The sequence below is a fragment of the Thermus caliditerrae genome (genome assembly GCF_021462525.1).
GTDB lineage: Bacteria > Deinococcota > Deinococci > Deinococcales > Thermaceae > Thermus > Thermus caliditerrae.
This window is the reverse complement of record NZ_JAKEDT010000001.1, coordinates 162,047-178,151: the sequence shown is the minus strand read 5'-3', so window position 1 is coordinate 178,151 and position 16,105 is coordinate 162,047. Positions and strand designations below refer to the sequence as shown.

The 16,105-nt window shown below is 66.7% G+C and carries 17 protein-coding genes; 9 read left to right on the top strand and 8 right to left on the bottom strand.

Features of this window, described 5'->3' with window-relative positions; translation table 11 throughout:
* Positions 1-7 precede the first annotated feature (7 nt).
* Together L1088_RS00940 and malQ are read left to right on the top strand one after the other, a co-directional pair.
* Complete coding sequence (locus tag L1088_RS00940) at positions 8-880, top strand: 3-hydroxybutyryl-CoA dehydrogenase (RefSeq protein WP_234553330.1); 873 nt, start codon at positions 8-10, stop codon at positions 878-880.
* 830 nt (positions 881-1,710) lie between these two features.
* On the top strand, positions 1,711-3,213 hold the full coding sequence (gene malQ, locus L1088_RS00935; RefSeq protein ID WP_234553329.1) for a 4-alpha-glucanotransferase: 1,503 nt from the start codon (positions 1,711-1,713) through the stop codon (positions 3,211-3,213).
* Positions 3,214-3,258: 45 nt separating this feature from the next.
* Here malQ and sucD read toward each other — a convergent pair whose 3' ends face one another.
* The gene (sucD, locus tag L1088_RS00930) at positions 3,259-4,125 is read right to left on the bottom strand and encodes a succinate--CoA ligase subunit alpha (protein WP_234553328.1); all 867 of its coding nucleotides are present in this window, start codon (positions 4,123-4,125) and stop codon (positions 3,259-3,261) included.
* On the bottom strand, positions 4,122-5,258 hold the full coding sequence (sucC, locus tag L1088_RS00925; protein ID WP_038047126.1) for an ADP-forming succinate--CoA ligase subunit beta: 1,137 nt from the start codon (positions 5,256-5,258) through the stop codon (positions 4,122-4,124). The genes sucD and sucC overlap by 4 nt, the downstream gene beginning before the upstream one ends.
* Positions 5,259-5,357: 99 nt before the next feature.
* On the opposite strand from sucC, the gene L1088_RS00920 reads away from it, so the two are divergent.
* Positions 5,358-5,951, top strand: coding sequence for a hypothetical protein (locus L1088_RS00920; protein WP_234553327.1), 594 nt, complete (start codon positions 5,358-5,360; stop codon positions 5,949-5,951).
* A gap of 16 nt (positions 5,952-5,967) precedes the next feature.
* Here the strand turns inward: L1088_RS00920 and L1088_RS00915 are convergent, their stop codons facing one another.
* From L1088_RS00915 to L1088_RS00905, 3 genes are all read right to left on the bottom strand, one after another.
* A complete protein-coding gene (locus L1088_RS00915) occupies positions 5,968-6,975 on the bottom strand; it encodes a PIN/TRAM domain-containing protein (RefSeq protein WP_234553326.1) in 1,008 nt (335 codons plus the stop codon).
* Positions 6,972-8,261: a DNA repair protein RadA gene (radA, locus tag L1088_RS00910; protein WP_234553325.1), complete on the bottom strand. Its 1,290-nt coding sequence runs from the start codon at positions 8,259-8,261 to the stop codon at positions 6,972-6,974. Before radA ends, L1088_RS00915 begins: the two co-directional genes overlap by 4 nt.
* Positions 8,262-8,322: 61 nt before the next feature.
* Positions 8,323-10,533: an ATP-dependent Clp protease ATP-binding subunit gene (locus tag L1088_RS00905; protein ID WP_038049508.1), complete on the bottom strand. Its 2,211-nt coding sequence runs from the start codon at positions 10,531-10,533 to the stop codon at positions 8,323-8,325.
* A gap of 226 nt (positions 10,534-10,759) precedes the next feature.
* Here L1088_RS00905 and L1088_RS00900 point away from each other — a divergent pair, with 226 nt between their 5' ends.
* The 4 genes from L1088_RS00900 to L1088_RS00890 all read left to right on the top strand — a co-directional run bounded on the left by L1088_RS00900 (position 10,760) and on the right by L1088_RS00890 (position 13,911).
* On the top strand, positions 10,760-12,280 hold the full coding sequence (locus L1088_RS00900) for a glycine--tRNA ligase (RefSeq protein ID WP_234553324.1): 1,521 nt from the start codon (positions 10,760-10,762) through the stop codon (positions 12,278-12,280).
* Between the two features lie 18 nt (positions 12,281-12,298).
* Positions 12,299-12,625: a DUF6883 domain-containing protein gene (locus L1088_RS12520; RefSeq protein WP_326490741.1), complete on the top strand. Its 327-nt coding sequence runs from the start codon at positions 12,299-12,301 to the stop codon at positions 12,623-12,625.
* On the top strand, positions 12,622-12,843 hold the full coding sequence (locus L1088_RS00895; protein WP_038047110.1) for a DUF4926 domain-containing protein: 222 nt from the start codon (positions 12,622-12,624) through the stop codon (positions 12,841-12,843). Before L1088_RS12520 ends, L1088_RS00895 begins: the two co-directional genes overlap by 4 nt.
* A gap of 72 nt (positions 12,844-12,915) precedes the next feature.
* On the top strand, positions 12,916-13,911 hold the full coding sequence (locus L1088_RS00890) for an aspartate-semialdehyde dehydrogenase (RefSeq protein WP_234553323.1): 996 nt from the start codon (positions 12,916-12,918) through the stop codon (positions 13,909-13,911).
* Here L1088_RS00890 and L1088_RS00885 read toward each other — a convergent pair.
* A complete protein-coding gene (locus tag L1088_RS00885; protein WP_234553322.1) occupies positions 13,898-14,605 on the bottom strand; it encodes a TlyA family RNA methyltransferase in 708 nt (235 codons plus the stop codon). The two genes, L1088_RS00890 and L1088_RS00885, sit on opposite strands and share 14 nt — an antisense overlap.
* A gap of 17 nt (positions 14,606-14,622) precedes the next feature.
* Here L1088_RS00885 and L1088_RS00880 point away from each other — a divergent pair, with 17 nt between their 5' ends.
* Both L1088_RS00880 and L1088_RS00875 read left to right on the top strand, forming a co-directional pair.
* A complete protein-coding gene (locus L1088_RS00880; protein WP_038047101.1) occupies positions 14,623-14,934 on the top strand; it encodes a DUF3234 domain-containing protein in 312 nt (103 codons plus the stop codon).
* Entirely contained in the window at positions 14,927-15,355 is a 429-nt protein-coding gene (locus L1088_RS00875; protein WP_234553321.1) for a hypothetical protein, read from the top strand. Before L1088_RS00880 ends, L1088_RS00875 begins: the two co-directional genes overlap by 8 nt.
* 47 nt (positions 15,356-15,402) lie before the next feature.
* Here L1088_RS00875 and L1088_RS00870 read toward each other — a convergent pair whose 3' ends face one another.
* Positions 15,403-15,771, bottom strand: a complete 369-nt coding sequence (locus tag L1088_RS00870) for a HepT-like ribonuclease domain-containing protein (RefSeq protein WP_234553320.1) — start codon at positions 15,769-15,771, stop codon at positions 15,403-15,405.
* Positions 15,761-16,075, bottom strand: a complete 315-nt coding sequence (locus tag L1088_RS00865) for a nucleotidyltransferase family protein (protein WP_234553319.1) — start codon at positions 16,073-16,075, stop codon at positions 15,761-15,763. The genes L1088_RS00870 and L1088_RS00865 overlap by 11 nt, the downstream gene beginning before the upstream one ends.
* Between the last annotated feature and the right edge of the window lie 30 nt (positions 16,076-16,105).

Here is a 16,105-nt window from a genome sequence, read left to right as displayed (position 1 = left end):
GTGCGGTATGGAGGTTAAGAGGATTGGCGTGGTGGGCGCAGGGCAGATGGGAAGCGGGATCGCCCAGGTGGCGGCCCAGGCGGGTTTTGAGGTGGTGCTGGTGGATGTGGCGGAAAGCTTCCTGGAGCGGGGCCTCGCCGCCATCCGGCGTTCTTTGGGCAAGTTCCTGGAGAAGGGCAAGCTAACCCAGGAGGCCCACGACGAGGCCTTGGGGCGTATCCGCACCAGCCTGCGCTTGGAGGAGTTGGCGGAAGCGGACCTCATCGTGGAGGCCATCGTGGAGGACGAGGGGGAAAAGCGCCGCCTCTTTGAGCGCCTGGCGGCCATCGCTAAACCAGAGGCCATTTTGGCCAGCAACACCAGCTCCATCCCCATCACCGCCCTGGCCCGCTACTCGGGAAGGCCCGAGCGCTTCATCGGCATGCACTTCTTCAACCCCGTGCCCCTTATGGCCCTGGTGGAGGTGATCCGCGGGGAGCTCACCTCCGAGGAAACTCGGGACGTGGTGGTGGCGGTGGCCAAGCGGATGGGGAAGACCCCCCTCGAGGTCCAGGACTACCCCGGCTTCATCTCCAACCGCCTCCTCATGCCCATGATCAACGAGGCGGTGGAGGCGCTAAGGGAAGGGGTGGCCACCAAGGAGGCCATCGACGGCATCATGCGCCTGGGGATGAACCACCCCATGGGGCCCTTGGAGCTTGCCGACTTCATCGGGCTGGATACCTGCCTGGCCATCATGGAGGTGCTCCACCGGGGTTTCGGGGACGACAAGTACCGTCCTTCGCCCCTCCTCCGCCGCATGGTGCAGGCGGGGCTTTTGGGCCGCAAGACGGGCCGGGGCTTTTACGTTTACGACGAGAAGGGAAACAAAGTAGGGTAAGGTGTTGCGGAGAACTTGAAGCCTTTAAGGGAAACCTGGTAGCTTAATTTTGCTATGAAGAAGCGTCTGGCTGTGGTTTTGGGAGTGGCGGCGCTCTTGGCGGGATGTGCTCCTTCGGCGGTCTATCCTGCGCCCCAGGGGAGGCTAACGGCTCCTTTCCCAGGGACACCCCTCCATGCCCGTTCCACTAAGGATGGTTTCCACGTCACGGCTACCGCTGTGGGCTTGTCCCTGGGGGTAGCGAGGGATAGTTTTTATTTGAGCGTGGCCCCCGTGGGGTTGGGCGCTTACTTGGAGGCGGGCTACCGGGGTGAGGTGGCCTTGGGTTTGGGCCTGGGTTCCGACTATTACTCAGGGTGCGACTGGGATCCTAGCACCCAAACCTGTACGCCTTACGAGGAGCGGCGGTGGGGCTACGCTTTGGACCTGGCTTATCCTTTCCCCATTCCCACCCAGGTGGGGGAAGCGTACTTGGCTCCTAGGCTCTACGTGGGCTATGCTTACCTGAACCGCACGGGTGGGGGAGCTAAGGAGGAAGGGCGTTTCTTCGTGCACCCTGGTGTTGCCTTGGGCATTAACTTCACCCTAAGCGCCATCTCCCCCGATCTGCGTTTGGGCCTGGAAAGCGGCTTCCTCCTCAACTCGGAGACCCGGACCTTCTTNGCGGGGGGGCCCCAAAGAAGCCATGAGCAAGCTGCTTTGGCTTTAGCCGAAGAGGCAACCTTTGCGTGCGGACACTTAGGCCCTCGAGGCCGAAACGGTGCGCCTGCCCCATGGGGGTGGGCCTTTTGCCTCTGGAAGCTCTTCCAGCAGGGGAGTAGACTCGGGGCATGGAACTGCCGCGCGCCTACGGCCTGCTCCTCCACCCTACAAGCCTTCCCGGGTCCTACGGGGTGGGTGTCCTTGGGGAAGAAGCCCGGGCCTTCCTCCGCTTCCTCAAGGAGGCGGGGGGAAGGTACTGGCAGGTCCTCCCCCTGGGCCCCACAGGGTACGGAGACTCCCCTTACCAGTCCTTCAGCGCCTTCGCCGGGAACCCCTACCTCATCGACCTCCGCCCCCTGGCGGAGGCGGGGTACCTGCGCTTGCAGGATCCCGGCTTCCCCGAGGGCCGGGTGGACTACGGGGGGCTTTACGCCTGGAAGTGGCCGGCGCTTAGGGAAGCCTTCCGGGGTTTCCAGGAGCGGGCTGGCCGGGAGGAAAAGGAGGCCTTCCAGGCCTTTTGGGACCAAGAAAGGAGCTGGTTGGATGACTACGCCCTCTTCATGGCCTTGAAGGCCCACCACGGGGGCCTTCCCTGGAACCGCTGGCCCATGCCCCTACGCCTGAGGGAGGAAAGGGCTTTAAGGGAAGCGTCTTTGGCCCTCTCTCAGGAGGTGGCCTTCCACGCTTGGACCCAGTGGCTTTTCTTCCGGCAGTGGGAGGCCTTGAAAGGGGAGGCGGAGGCTTTAGGTCTAGAGATCATCGGGGACATGCCCATCTTTGTGGCCGAGGACTCGGCGGAGGTCTGGGCCCACCCCGAGTGGTTCCACCTGGACGGGGAAGGCCGCCCCACGGTGGTGGCTGGGGTGCCCCCCGACTACTTTTCGGAAACGGGGCAGCGCTGGGGGAACCCCCTCTACCGCTGGGACGTCTTGGAGGGAGAGGGGTTTTCCTTCTGGATCGAGCGCCTGGGCAAGGCCCTGGAGCTTTTCCACCTGGTGCGCATCGACCACTTCCGCGGCTTTGAGGCCTACTGGGAGATCCCCGCTTCCTGCCCCACGGCGGTGGAGGGGCGCTGGGTGAAGGCCCCGGGGGAGAGGCTTTTTGAACGCATCCAAGAGGCCTTCGGGAAGGTCCCCATCCTGGCGGAGGACCTGGGGGTCATCACCCCCGAGGTGGAGGCCCTTAGGGACCGCTTTGGCCTGCCGGGGATGAAGGTTTTGCAGTTCGCCTTTGACAACGGGATGGAAAACCCCTTCCTGCCCCACAACTACCCGGAGCACGGCCGGGTGGTGGTCTACACCGGCACCCACGACAACGACACCACCTTGGGCTGGTATCGCACGGCCACCCCCCACGAGCGGGCCTTTCTGGAGCGCTACCTGGCGGACTGGGGCATTGCCTTCCGGGGGGAGGAAGAGGTGCCCTGGGCCCTCATGCGCCTGGGGATGGCCTCGAGGGCCGCTTTGGCTGTCTACCCGGTCCAGGACGTCCTGGCTTTGGGCAGCGAGGCCCGCATGAACTACCCCGGACGCCCCTCGGGGAACTGGGCCTGGCGGCTTAGGCCGGGGGAGCTTACCCCTGGGCACGGGGAGAGGCTTTTGCGGATGGCCGAGGCCACGGGGAGGGTATAAACGCCCCGCCGTGGTGCAGGCCACGGCGGGGAAAAGGGGTGTGGTCTAACCCAAGGCCTTTTTCACCAGCTCCACGATCTCGTCGATGGTGTCGGCCACGGGGATGCCCGCCTCGGCGAAGGCCTTCAGCTTGGACTCCGGGGTGCCCACGTTCCCCATGATGATGGCCCCAGCATGGCCCATGCGCTTGCCCTTCGGGGCGCTGCGGCCGCCGATGAAGCCCACCACGGGTTTCTTCATGTGCGCTTTCACCCAGGCCGCCGCCTCCTCCTCGTCGGAGCCGCCGATCTCCCCGATGAGGACCACGGCCTCGGTCTCGGGGTCCTCGTTGAAGAGGGGAAGGAGGTCCTTGAAGGTGGTGCCGATGACGGGGTCGCCCCCGATCCCCACGGTGGTGGTGGTGCCCAGGCCCGCCTGGGAGAGGGCGGCCGCCGCCTCGTAGGTGAGGGTGCCGGAGCGGCTGATGAGCCCCACCTTGCCTCGCTTGAACACGTGGCCGGGCATGATGCCGATCTTGGCCTCCTCGGCGCTGATGATGCCGGGGCAGTTCCCGCCGATGAGGCGGCTTCCTAAGGCCTTGATCTCCTCCACCGCCCGCACCATGTCCAGGGTGGGGATGCCTTCGGTGATGAGGACGATGAGGGGAACCCCTGCGTGGGCGGCCTCCAAGGCGGCGTCCGCTGCCGCGGGGGCGGGCACGAAGATGATGGAGGCGTCGATGGCGTGGTGGGCCACCGCCTCCTTCACCGTGTCGTAGACGGGGAGGCCCAGGACCTCCGTGCCCCCTTTGCCTGGGGTCACTCCCGCCACCACCTTGGTGCCGTAAGCGAGCATCTGCTGGGTGTGGAACTGCCCTTCCCGGCCGGTGATGCCCTGGACCAGGACGCGGGTTTCGCGGTTGATCAGGATCACGCCGCACCTCCCACCATGGCCACGATGGCCTTGGCCGCCTCAATGGACGTGGGGTACATGTAGATGGGCTTGCCCTCGAGGAGCCTTTTGGCCTCCTCCTCGGCGGTGCCCGCCACCCGCATGACCACGGGCTTGGTGAGGAGGCCCTCCTCCAGGGCCCGGATCACCCCCTTGGCCACCTCGTCGGCGCGGGTGATGCCGCCGAAGATGTTGATGAACACCCCCTTCACGTCGGGGTCCTTAAGGACCACTTTGAGGGCGTTATAGACTACCTCCGCCTTAGCCCCGCCCCCGATGTCCAGGAAGTTGGCGGGTTTTCCGCCCACCCGGTTTACCAGGTCCAGGGTGTACATGACGAGGCCCGCCCCGTTGCCGATGATGCCGATGTTGCCCTGGAGCTTCACGTAGGCGAAGCCGTAGTTGCTGGCCTCCACCTCCAGGGGGTGCTCGGCCTCGATCTCCCTGAGCTCCGCCAGATCCGGGTGGCGGAAGAGGGCGTTGTCGTCCAGGACGATCTTGGCGTCGGCGGCCACCACCTGGCCGTCCGCGGTGATGACCAAGGGGTTGATCTCGGCGATGGAGGCGTCCACCCCTTCGTAGGCCCGGTAGAGGGCCACCAGCACCTGGGCCAGCTTGTTGAGGTTGCCCTCGAGGCCCGCCCGTTTCACCATCTCCCGGGCCTCAAAGGCGCGGAAGCCCTTGTGGGGGTCGATCCAGAACTTGTGGATGGCCTCGGGGCGCTCGGCGGCCACCTCCTCGATGTCCACGCCCCCCTCCTTGGAGAGCATGAGGACCACCCGCTTTTGCGCTCGGTCCAGGATGAGGCCGGCGTAGTACTCCTTGGCGATGTCCACCGCCTCGGCCACCAGGACCTTCTTCACCGTGAGGCCCTTGATGTTCATGCCCAGGATGGCCTGGGCCTTCTCGTAGGCTTCGGCCGGGGTGTCCGCCAGCTTCACGCCCCCGGCCTTGCCTCTGCCGCCCACGTGTACCTGGGCCTTGATCACCACCCGCTTGCCAAACTCCTCGGCGATCCTTTTGGCCTCGTCCGGGGTGTAGGCCACCTTGCCGGGGGGCACCGGCACCCCGTAGCGGGCCAGGATCTCCTTGGCTTGATACTCGTGCAGGTTCAAGCTCCACCTCCTTGGCCTTGGCGGGCCAAGGCCAAGGGGCATTATACCCTTCCTCCTGGCAGGCTAAGGGCCTAGGCTGGAGGGGAAAGGAGGCCGAAGGTGGCTAAGGGCGGCGGGTGGGTGCTGGGGCTGACCCTGGTTCTCCTGGGGGTGCTTCTCCTCTTGCAAAACCTGGGGTTGGCCTTGGGGCGGGTGCTGTTGGGGGTGCTCCTCCTGGGCGGCGGGGGCGGCTTCCTGGTGGCCTATGGGCAGGACCGGGGGCTCTGGTGGGCCCTCATTCCGGGCTTTGGCCTTTTGGGCCTGGGGCTTGCCCTTCTTCTGGGCGAAGGCGCGGTCAGCGGGGCCCTTTTCCTCCTTGGGCTTGGGCTGGGGTTCTGGGCGGTGTTCGCCGTCCACCGGGACCACTGGTGGGCGGTCATCCCGGGCGGGGTTCTCCTGACCCTGGCCCTGGTGGCCCTGGTGGAGGGCCTCCTGGGGGTGGAGGCGGGATGGTTCCTCTTCGTGGGCCTTGCCCTCACCTTTGGCCTTCTCTTCTTCCTGGGGCAACGCTGGGCCCTCTGGCCCGCCTTGGGGGTGCTGGTGCCCTTGGGCCTCGCCAGCGAGGGGCTAAAGGGCCTCTTGGCCTACGCCTTCCCCCTGGCCTTGGTGGGGGCCGGGGCCTATCTCCTCTGGCGGAGCGTGGGCAAGGGCTAGGTGCCCCGTCGTGGCGCTAAGCCTCGGCGGCGGGCCGGGCGAAGAAGAGGCGGCCCACCTGGGTTTGGATGGCTTGGGTGATAACCACCTCCACCTCCTGGCCCCGGTAGCGGATGCCCCCATCCACCACCACCATGGAGCCGTCCTCCAGGTAGCCCACCCCCTGGTGGGGCTCCTTGCCTTCCTTCAGGATCAAAAGCCTCAGGGTGTCCCCCACCTGGAGCTGGGGCCTTAGGGCCTGGGCCAGGGCTTGCACGGAAAGGGCCTTCACCCCGTAGATGCGGGCCATCTGCAAAAGGGCCAGGTCGTTGCTGACCAGAGCTCCTCCCAGGGAGCGGGCCAGGAAAAGGAGCTTCTCGTCCACGCTTTCCCCTTTGGGGGTTTCTTCCAGCACCTCCAGGGGGAGGAGTTCCTTTAGCCTTTCTAAGGTTTCCAGTCCCCGGCGGCCCTTGGCCCGCTTTAGGGGGTCTTGGCTATCGGCGAAGTGCTGGAGTTCCTTCAGCACGAAGTGGGGCACATAAAGGGGGCCTTCCAGGAAGCCCGTAGCTGCCACCTCTGCCAGTCGGCCGTCCACCAGGACGCTGGTGTCCAGCACCTTGCCTCCCTGGGGCCGGGGCCCTCGCTGGGGCAGGCGCAGGTAGTCTTTGTAGCCCAGGGCCAGGTAGGAGAACAGCCCCACCAGGAAAAGGGCCAGAAAGAGGCTGTGGTAGGGGGAGAAGCCAGGAACCTGGGAGAGGAGGGTGGTGAGGAGGACGGTGAAGAGGAGGCCCAAGGTGGCCCCCAGGGTGAGGGCCACGGGCACCTCTGGGGGGAGTTCCCGCAAGGCGCGGAGGCGGGGTTCCAGGAGGGCTTCCAGCCGGGGGGCCAGGAGCACCCCGGAGAGGAAGCCCGCCGCGATCAGGTAGAGCCGGTTCAGGGAGAGGAGGCCTGCGGAGCGGGGGAGGAGGCCCAGGCCCTCGAGGCCCACCGCCAGCCCGTAACCCAGGAGGGCGAAGAAGAGGTAGAAGGGGAGGCGGAGGTTCATCCCAGGTACTGCTCCACCGCTTCGCCCAAGGCCCGGGTGTTCCCCGGGTGCAGGAAGCGGGCGAAGCCCGCCCGTTCCCCTTCCCTAAGCCGCCGCTCCAGCCCTACCACGCTCCGCACCTCCCCCAAAAGCCCCACCTCGCCCACCAGGGCCAGGTCGGGGGGCAAAGGCCTGCCCACCACCGCAGAATACACCGCCAGGGCCACCGCCAGGTCCAGCCCCGGGTCCAAGACCCTAAGCCCCCCCGCCAGGTTCACGTAGACGTCCAGGTTGCCCAGGGGAAGGCCGAGCCGCCTTTCCAGCACCGCCAGGACCATGTCCACCCGCCTAGGGTCCAGCCCCTGCACCACCCGGCGGGGGGCGGGAAAGGGGGTCTTGGCGGCCAGGGCCTGGACCTCGAGGGCCAAGGCCCGCTCCCCGGCCAGGGCCAGGGCGATGGCGCTCCCCGGCACCCCCAGGGGCCTCTCCAAGAGGAAGGCCTCCGAGGGGTTTTTCACCTCCACCAAGCCTTCTTCCTCCATGCGGAAGACCCCGAGCTCCCCCACGGGCCCAAAGCGGTTCTTGGCGCTCCGCAAGACCCGGTAGACCCCGGCGGTTTCCAGGTATAAGGTGGCGTCCACCGCGTGCTCCACGCTCTTAGGCCCCGCCACCACCCCCTCCTTGGTCACGTGGCTCACCAGGACCACCGCCGTGCCGCTGGCCTTGGCGAAGCGCACGAAGGCGCCCGTGGCCTCCCGCACCGCCACCAGGCTTCCCGGGCTCCCCCCAGCCTCCAGGGTCTGCACCGAGTCCACGAAGAGCACCTCGGGCGGGGCGGCCTCCAGGAGGGCGAGGAGGGGCTCGAGGCGGGTTTCCCTGAGGAGGAGGAGGTCCTCCATCCCAAGCCTTTTGGCCCTGAGCTTGATCTGGGCCGGGGACTCCTCCCCCGCCAGGTAGTAGACCCTTTGGGGCATGCGCTTGGCCATCTCCAGGAGGAGGGTGCTCTTGCCCACCCCGGGTTCGCCCCCCAGGAGAACCACCTCCCCCGGCACGAACCCCCCGCCCAGCACCCGGTCCACCTCAGCTAGCCCCGAGGAGAAGCGCCTATCCTCGGCTTCGTCCACCTGGGAGAGGGAAAGAAGGGCGGTGGGCTCTGCCTGGGGCTTGCCCCTTGCCGCTCGGGTGGGGGAGTGGGGGAAGGGGGCCACCTCCTGGAAGCTGCCCCAGGCTCCGCAGGAGGGGCAACGCCCCAGGGGCTTGGGGGTGCGGTAGCCGCACTCCACGCAGGCGTAGTGGGTCTTGGCCATACCGGGATCAGCCTCTCCCCTGAGGCCAGGTTGCCTGGGGGAAAGGCCTTTTGCCGGGCATCTAGACGAGAAGCTCCTCCCCTTCCACCTCGTGGAAGGTGAGGTGGCCTTCCTCCACGTTCACGTAGAGGTGGCCGCTGGGCTTCTTCAGGAGGGCCAGGGAGAGGGGGTCTTCGATGCGCTCGCGGATCACGCTGCGGATGGCCCGGGCGCTTCCCGTCTTGGGGGCCTGATCCACCACGAAGCGGGCCACCTCTGGGGCGAAGCGCACGGCGATGTCCCGGCCCTGGAGCTCCTTCTGGATATCTTCCAGCATGAGCCGGGCCACCTGGACCAGCTCCTCCTCGGTGAGGGGGCGGAAGCGGATGACCTCGTCCAGCCGGTCCAGGAACTCGGGGGTGAAGAGGGCCTTGAGGGGGGACTCGGTATCCACCTCCTTGCTGGTGAAGCCGATGGCTGGGCCCACGTTGTAGCCGGTGTTGGAGGTCATGATGAGGATCACCCGGCGGAAGTCCACGGTCCGGCCCATGCCGTCGGTGAGGCGGCCCTCGTCCAAGACTTGCAAGAAGGTGTTGTACACGTCGGGGTGGGCCTTCTCGATCTCGTCCAGGAGGACCACGCTGAAGGGCTGGCGGCGCACGGCCTCCGTGAGGCGCCCGCCCTGTTCGTAGCCCACGTAGCCCGGAGGGGCCCCGATGAGCTTGGAGATGGAGTGGGGCTCTTGGAACTCCGACATGTCGAAGCGGATGAGGGCGCGCTCGGAGCCGAAAAGCACCTCGGCCAGGGCCTTGGCCAGCTGGGTCTTGCCCACCCCGCTTTGCCCCACGAAGAGGAAGCTGGCGGCCACCCGGGTCCTTCCCCCAAGGCCCACCCGGGCCCGGCGGAGGGCGCTGGCCAGGGCGCGGATGGCCTCCTCCTGGCCCACCACCCGCTTCTTGAGCTCCTCCTCCAGATGCATGAGCTTCTCGTCGTCCTTATCGTCCACGTAGACCCCACCCCAGGAGTCCACCACCGCCTCGATGTCCTCCCGGGTGACGATGGGGGTGCCGTCCTCCTCCTCGGCCACGGGCAGGCCCAAGGAGGCGTTGAGGCGCACCCGGCTCGCCGCCTCGTCGATGAGGTCGATGGCCTTGTCGGGGAAGTTGCGGCCCGGCAGAGAGCGGATGCCGATTTTCACGGAAAGCTCCAGCACCTCATCGGGGATGATGACCCCGTGGTGGGCCTCGTAGCGGGGACGGAGGCCTTTCAGGATCTCCAGGGTCTCCTCCGGGGAGGGCTCCAGGACGATCACCGGCTGGAAGCGCCTCTCCAGGGCGGCGTCCTTTTCGATGTAGCGGTGGTACTCCCCGGTGGTGGTGGCCCCGATCACCTGGATCTCCCCCCGGGCCAGGGCGGGCTTCAGGATGTTGGCGGCGTCCAGGGTGCCCTCGGCCCCCCCGGCCCCGATCAGGGTGTGGAGCTCGTCGATGAAGGCGATGACCTTGGCGTTCTTGAGCTCCTCAATGATCTGGCGCAGGCGCTCCTCAAACTCGCCCCGGTATTTAGTGCCCGCCACCACCCCGGCCAGGTCGATGGCCACCACCCGGGCTCCCCGCAGGATGGGGGGCACCCGCCCCTCCACGATGGCCTGGGCCAGCCCTTCCACGATGGCGGTCTTGCCCACCCCAGGATCCCCGATGAGCACGGGGTTGTTTTTGGTGCGCCGGGCCAGGATCTGGATGACCCGGTTGATCTCCTCCTGCCTTCCGATCACCGGGTCTAGCTTCCCTTCCCGGGCCTCCTTGGTGAGGTCGCGGCCATATTCGTCCAGGAAGGGGGTGTTCACCGGCTTTTCCCGCTCCCGGCCCTCGGCCATGGAAAGCACCCGCCAGCGGATGGCGTCCACGTCCTTGGCGAAGTGGGAGAGGATGCGGTAGGCGATCCCGTCCCCCTCGCGGATGATGCCCAGGAGGATGTGCTCGGTGCCGATCACCTGGGCCCCCATGTTGCGGGCCTCGGCGCTGGCCAGCTCCATGACCCTCCGGGCCCGTGGGGTGATGGCTGGGGGCTCCCCGGTGCGGCTTCCCTCGCCCCGGCCCACCAGCTCCTCCACCATGCGGCGCATGGCCTCGAGGCTCGCCCCGTACTCCTGGAGGATGCGGGCTGCGGTGCCCCCCTCGCGCATCAGGCCCAGGAGGAGGTGCTCCGGGCCGATCATGGAGTGGCCTAAGCGGCTTCCCTCCTCCCTCGCGTAGTGAAAGACCAGCCTGGCGCGATCGTCGTACCTGTTCATGCTCCCCTCTTCCCACATTCTAGCCTAAGCTCTCCCCCCGAGGGGGTTTGCGCCCCGGCTCACCTTGGGCCTAAGCACCCTGTCGGGGTTCGCGCGGCGACCTGGACCCGCAAAAGATCATGGGCAAGCCGCTTCGGCATATGCCCATGGGGCAGCCACCGTGTACGGGCATCTTCCTGTAAGATGCCCTGTAATCGGGGGCGCGCGCCCCTTGGTGGGAGGACGAATGCCAGCGAGCACCCTTGACGAACTGGTAGCGCTTTGCAAGCGGCGTGGGTTCATCTTTCAGGGCTCCGAGATCTACGGGGGCCTGCAGGGCACCTACGACTACGGGCCTTTGGGTGTGGAGCTCAAGAACAACCTGAAACAGGCCTGGTGGCGGCGAAATGTCTATGAGCGGGACGACATGGAGGGCCTGGACGCCAGCATCCTTACCCACCGCATGGTGCTTTACTACTCGGGCCACGAGGCCACCTTCGCCGACCCCATGGTGGACAACCGCCTCACCAAGAAGCGCTACCGCCTGGATCATCTTTTGAAGGACCAGCCTGAGGAGGTCCTGGCGCGGCTTTTCCGGGCCATGGAGGTGGAGGAGGGGAACCTGCACGCCCTGGTCCAGGCCATGATGCAGGCCCCTGAGCGGGCCGGCGGGGCCATGACCGCTGCCGGGGTCCTGGACCCCGCAAGTGGGGAACCCGGGGACTGGACCCCGCCCCGCTACTTCAACATGATGTTCAAGACCTACGTGGGTCCGGTGGAGGAGGAGGCCGCTCTCGCCTACCTGCGCCCGGAAACCGCCCAGGGCATTTTCATCAACTTCAAAAACGTCTTGGACAGCACCAGTCGCAAACTCCCCTTCGGCATCGCCCAGATCGGCAAGGCCTTCCGCAACGAGATCACCCCCAGGAACTTCATCTTTAGGGTGCGGGAGTTTGAGCAGATGGAGATCGAGTACTTCGTCCGTCCCGGCGAGGACGAGTACTGGCACCGCTACTGGGTGGAGGAAAGGCTTCGGTGGTGGCAGGAGATGGGCCTAAGCCGGGAGAACCTAGTGCCCTACGAGCAACCCAAGGAGGAGCTCGCCCACTACGCCAAGGCCACCGTGGACCTCCTCTACCGCTTCCCCCATGGGTTGGAGGAGCTGGAGGGCATCGCCAACCGCACGGACTTCGACCTGGGAAGCCACACCAAGGACCAAGAGGAGCTCGGTATCAGCGCCAAGGTGCTCAGGAATGAGCACTCCACCGCCCGCTTGGCCTACCGCGACCCCGACACCGGCAAGTGGTTCGTGCCCTACGTCATCGAGCCCTCTGCTGGGGTGGACCGGGGGGTGCTGGCCCTCTTGGCCGAGGCCTTCACCCGGGAGGAGCTTCCGAGCGGAGAAGAGCGCATCGTCCTCAAGCTCAAGCCCCAGCTCGCCCCCATCAAGGCGGCGGTCATCCCCCTGGCCAGAAACCGCCCGGAGATCACCGGCTACGCCAAGGCCCTGAAGGCCCGCCTCCAGGCCTTGGGCCTTGGGCGCATTCTCTACGAGGACACGGGCAACATCGGCAAGGCCTACCGCCGCCACGACGAGGTGGGCACCCCCTTTGCCATCACCGTGGACTACGACACCATCGGCCAGAGCAAGGACGGGACCACAAGGCTCAAGGACACGGTGACGGTGCGGGACCGGGACACCATGGAGCAGATAAGGCTCCATGTGGACGAGCTGGAGGGGTTTTTGCGGGAGAAGCTTAGGTGGTAGGGGAGGGCACTGGCAGGAATGGGCTTTCTCGTGCCCCGGTCCAAGCTGACGGAGTACCTGCTTAACCCCAGGCATCCAGAAGGGGGGAGCAAGGCGCGGTTTTTTCTGTCCAGGGGTTTTCCCGTGGATGCACCGGAGGTGTTGGAGCTCGCGCTTTTGCTGCATGCCCAGGCGGCGCAAGAAGTCCAAAGGCGCCCGGGGCTATACGGGGATGGGGAGGTCTTGATCCTAAGGGGCCCTTTGGTCTGCCCCACGGGTCCAGTTCTCCTGCAAAGCGTTTGGTATCGTGGGGAGGGAGAGGATACCTTTCGCTTGGTGACCGCCTACCCGTGGAGGGAGAAATGATCCGCGAGCACGATTTGGTGGTTCTTAAGCACGACCACAGGGAAGTGGGCCTCGAAGCGGGGGATGTGGGTACGGTGGTCCTGGTCTATCCCAAGGGTGGCTACATGGTTGAGTTTGTGGACCATGAGGGAAACACCGTGGCTTTGCTGGATCTAAAGGAGGACGAGGTCCTTCCCCTGCGGGGTCCGGCCCTTCTGCGGGCCAAGGTGCTGGGGTAGCCCTTTGGGTGAGGAAGGTCTGGGAGACGAGAGCATGGTGGCCTTCTGGATAGCCAGCAAGGAGGAGATAAGGTGAGGGTAGCCGTGGTTGGGGCCACGGGGGCCGTGGGGCGGGAGATCCTCAAGGTCCTCGAGGCCAGAAACTTTCCCCTTTCCGAGCTTAGGCTCTACGCCTCCCCCCGCTCCGCTGGGGTGCGGCTTCCCTTCCGGGGAGAGGAGCTTTCCGTGGAACCCCTGCCCGAGGGGTCCCTACCCGCCGATCTGGTCCTGGCCAGCGCCGGAGGTTCCCTTTCCAAGGCCTTGGCCCCAACCTGGGCAGAAGGCGGGGCCCTGGTGGTGGACAACTCTAGCGCCTGGCGCTACGAGCCCCACGTGCCCCTGGTGGTGCCCGAGGTGAACCGCCAGGAGATCTTCCGCCACCAGGGCATCATCGCCAACCCCAACTGCACCACCGCCATCCTGGCCATGGCCCTCTGGCCTTTGCACCAGGCTTTCCGGGCCAAAAGGGTCATCGTGGCCACGTACCAGGCGGCGAGCGGCGCCGGGGCCAAGGGGATGGAGGAGCTTCTTTCGGAAACCCACCGCTACCTGCACGGGGCGGCCCCTAAGGCGGAGGTCTTCGCCCACCCCCTGCCCTTCAACGTCATCCCCCACATCGACGCCTTCCAGGAAAACGGCTACACCCGTGAGGAGATGAAGGTGGTTTGGGAGACCCACAAGATCTTCGGGGATAGCTCCCTCCGCATCAGCGCCACCGCGGTGCGGGTGCCTACCCTAAGGGCCCACGCGGAGGCGGTGAGCGTGGAGTTCGAGCGTCCTGTTTCCCCGGAGGCGGCCCGGGAGGTCCTAGCCCAGGCCCCCGGGGTGGAGGTGGTGGACGAGCCCCTGGCCAAGCGCTACCCCATGCCCCTCACCGCCAGCGGCAAGTGGAATGTGGAGGTGGGGCGCATCCGTCAGAGCCTGGCCTTTGAAAACGGCCTAGACTTCTTCGTGGTGGGGGACCAGCTCCTGAAGGGGGCGGCCTTGAACGCGGTGCAGATCGCGGAGGAGTGGCTCAAGGGGCCCTGAGCCAAAGCCAAAATTCCCGGTTTCCCTCCTTGCCCGCCAAGGGGCTTTCGGCTTCGCCCAGCACTTGGAAGCCCAGCCCTAGGGCTTTTCCCTTGACCCGCTCCAAGGCCTCCCGCCTCAAGGCCTCCTCCCGCACCACCCCCCGGTGGGCCCCGGGCCAAAGCTCAAACTGGGGCTTCACCAGCACCAGGGCTTCTCCGCCAGGCCGGAGGAGTTCCTTCACCTTGGGGAGGAGGAGGGTGGAGGAGATGAAGGACACGTCCATGACCACCAGATCCACGGGCTCAGGGAGCTGGAGGGTGCGGGCGTCCTGTTCTTCCAGGGCCACCACCCGCGCGTCCTGGCGCAGAGAGGGGTGGAGCTGGCCGCGGCCCACGTCCACGGCGTAGACCCGCCGGGCCCCCCGTTCCAGGAGCACCTGGGTGAAGCCCCCGGTGCTGGCCCCAAGGTCGGCGGCCACCTTGTCCTGGGGGTCCACGGGGAAGGCGGCCAAGGCCCCCAGGAGCTTGTAGGCCCCCCGGCCCACGTACCGCTCCTCGGCGAGGAGCTCCACCTCTGCCCCTTCGGGTACGGCGAAGCTGGGCTTAACCACCACCTTGCCCCCTACCTGCACCCGGCCCGCCTCGATGAGCCTCTTCGCCTTCTCCCGGCTCTCCACCAGGCCCCGTTCCACCAGGTAGCGGTCCAAGCGCACAAGGGTATTATGGGCCCGTGGAGCCTGAGCTTTCGGGCACCTGGTATGTGCTGGAGGGGGAGCCGGGGGAGCACCTGGTCATGGAGGCGCTGGGGCAGCGGCTTTCCGGCATCTGGACCTCCCAGGCTCTGGCCGAGGCTTTCCTGGCCCGCCACCCGGACCTGGGTATGCGGGTGAGCTCCCTAGAAAGCCCTGCCCTGAAGGAGGCCTTCCTACGGGCTTTGGCCATGCTGAAGGTGGAGGCGGTTCTCGTGGACTACCAACCCGGGGTGCACCAGGCGAGGATGGCCCGGGTGGAGGCTCTTTTGGAGGTGATGCGCCATGCGTAGGGTGCTGGCGGTTTTGGCGGTGGTCTTGGCCTTGGCCCTGGCCCAGCGGGCGGAGGTGAGCGCGGGGAGCCCCTTCGGGGTGCAGGGGGGGTTGCGCTTCCCTCTGGTGCCCCTCCTTTTGGATGGCCGGGTCTACGGGGGAGCAGGCCTCGAGGCCCTGGGAGGCGGGGCGGACCTCCTCCTCAAGGTGCCCCTCACCGACCTCTACCTGGGTCTGGGGGCCTTTTACGGCACCGGTCCTGCCCTCACCCTGCCCCAGGAGGCTCGGGGCCAGGGGGGCGTGCGGGCGGTCTTAGGCACTTGGCTCAACCTGCCCCTGCCCTTGGTGGGGGTCTACGCCGAGCTCCACCCCGTGTACTACCTGCTTCCCGCTCCGGGCTTCGGCCTCGGGGGGGCGGTGGGCCTGAGCGTGGGGCTCTGAGAGGCTCTGTAAGGACTAATGAGGGCTGCGAGAAGGCGGTGGGGACTTTACGGTGTGTCTATATCCCGTGCTTCCCCCAGACCCTGTAGCTTGGCCTCCACCTTGACCAGGAGCTTGGGCAGGTGCCCTCGCACCACCCCGTACACCACCGCCGGGTCCACCTGGGCGTAGGCGTGAATGAGGCGGTTTCGCATGGCAATGACCTTTGGCGCTTCGGGAAAGGACTCCCGGAGGTCGGGAAAGTGCTTTAGGGCTTGGGCCAGGGCCTCGCCGATGATCTCCAGCTTCCGCTCCACCGCAGCCCTCAGGAGGGGATCCTGGGCGAAGGAAGGAAAGTCCATCTCCCCCACGAAGGTCAGAACCTCCCGCCCTGCCTGCAGGATGTCCCAAAGGTAGGTTCCCAGTTCACGCGGCATACACCTCCTGCCTGTCCTTGAGGAGGCTTGCCTGGAGGAAGGGGTTCTGTACCGCCCCTACCTCCAAGAGGTCCACCGGACACCCTAGGATGACCTCTAGGTCCAAAAGGAGCCCCAGGTAGGCCGCCGCGTGCTCTTCGGGAGGCATGGGGAAAAACTCCACCAAAAGATCCAGGTCGCTTCCTTCCCCCGCCTCCCCCCGGGCGTGGGAACCCACCAGGTGGAGGCGGCGCACCCGGTGCTGCTCCAGAAGGGAGCGCACCTCCGGGGAAGTGAGCTTGGCGAGGGCCGCTTCCCGGGTCATCTGCCCCTAGTATAGGGGGGCGGGGCGTTG